Raw genomic sequence first — 504 nt, forward strand, 5'->3', positions numbered from 1 at the left:
TGACGATGCGGACCCGGTGCATGTCGGTCGCGAGCTCGTCCTCCAGCTGCTTGCGGGCCGACCTGGCCTGGCCCGGCGACGTCCGCCACGCCGCGGACTCCATGCGGAGCACCGCCCGCTCGTAGGAGATCTTGGTCGGGCCGGTCAGCACGGACTGGAACGCCCTGGCCTTCCGGGAGATCGCCTCCACCTGGGCGAGGTGCGCGTCGCCGAGCTCGTACTGCTGGTAGTCGTCGGAGTAGCCGTTGAAGACGCGGCCCTGCGGCGCGGCCGACTCGATCTTGCCCAGCGGCACCTCGCGCAGCCAGCCCGCGCCCTTGGTGTACTTCAGCAGGTTCTTCGCGACCCCGTCGGCCGGGTTCCAGTGCCGGTCCGGGGCGAGGACGAGGGTGCGCACCCGGTTCGGCGCCTCCGCCGCGATCATCGCCGACTCGGCCAGGAACCGCTGCTCGGTCAGCAGCCCCCCGGAGGCCGACCGCGACCCCTCGCTGACGATCTGGTTGA

The 504-nt window shown here is 71.8% G+C and carries 1 protein-coding gene; it reads right to left on the reverse strand.

What is annotated here, in order from left to right; translation table 11 throughout:
- Positions 1-504, reverse strand: a 504-nt coding sequence (locus AL2_RS38275; RefSeq protein ID WP_245667141.1) for a DUF6049 family protein, incomplete at both ends; no start/stop codon positions are given.

This window comes from Actinomadura latina NBRC 106108, from assembly GCF_001552195.1.
GTDB lineage: Bacteria > Actinomycetota > Actinomycetes > Streptosporangiales > Streptosporangiaceae > Spirillospora > Spirillospora latina.